Origin of the sequence: Propioniciclava flava, from assembly GCF_004126535.1 — a bacterium.
Classification (GTDB): Bacteria; Actinomycetota; Actinomycetes; order Propionibacteriales; family Propionibacteriaceae; genus Propioniciclava; species Propioniciclava flava.
In genome coordinates, this window is sequence record NZ_PPCV01000025.1 from 1 (window position 1) to 996 (window position 996).

The 996-nt window shown below is 52.4% G+C and carries 1 protein-coding gene; it reads right to left on the reverse strand.

The annotated features are described in order from the left end of the window. Nucleotides 1-565 (reverse strand): aminoglycoside adenylyltransferase family protein (locus C1706_RS13880; protein ID WP_049301858.1); only part of this gene is annotated, 565 nt, incomplete at its 3' end. Nucleotides 566-996 lie beyond the last annotated feature (431 nt).

Here is a 996-nt window from a genome sequence, read left to right on the forward strand (position 1 = left end):
TCAGCACCACGTTGCGTTCATCACCCGCCCAATCCGGCGGGCTGTTCCACAGGGTCAGGGTTTCGTTCAGCGCTTCAAACAGGTCCTGTTCCGGCACCGGATCAAACAGTTCTTCCGCTGCCGGACCAACCAGCGCCACGCTATGTTCACGCGCTTTGGTCAGCAGAATGGCCAGATCGATATCAATGGTCGCCGGTTCAAAAATGCCGGCCAGAATATCGTTACGCTGCCATTCGCCAAACTGCAGCTCACGTTTCGCCGGATAACGCCACGGAATAATGTCATCATGCACCACGATGGTCACTTCCACCGCACGCAGAATTTCGCTTTCACCCGGGCTCGCGCTGGTTTCCAGCAGATCGTTAATCAGCGCACGACGGGTGGTTTCATCCAGACGCACGGTCACGGTCACCAGCAGATCAATATCGCTATGCGGTTTCAGGCCGCCATCCACCGCGCTGCCATACAGATGCACGGCCAGCAGGGTCGGTTCCAGATGACGTTCAATCACGCCCACCACTTCAGACAGCTGGGTGCTCACTTCCGCAATCACCGCTTCACGCATAATGTTCAGTTTGGTTTTCGGACGGCTGCCCTGCTGGGTCACATCGTTGCTGCTCCACAGCATCAGGCAACGGCCCACCGCATAACGCGCCTGCTGTTTGCTCGCACGCGGCATGCTCTGCACGCCAAAAAAGCAATCATAGCACGCCATAAACACCGCCACCGCACCATTACCGCCGCTACGTTCGGTCAGGGTACGGCTCCAATTACGGCTACGCATACTCTTCCTTTTTCAATATTATTGAAGCATTTATCAGGGTTATTGTCTCATGAGCGGATACATATTTGAATGTATTTAGAAAAATAAACAAATAGGGGTTCCGCGCACATTTCCCCGAAAAGTGCCACCTAAATTGTAAGCGTTAATATTTTGTTAAAATTCGCGTTAAATTTTTGCTAAACCAGCCCATTTTTTAACCAATAGGCCGAAAT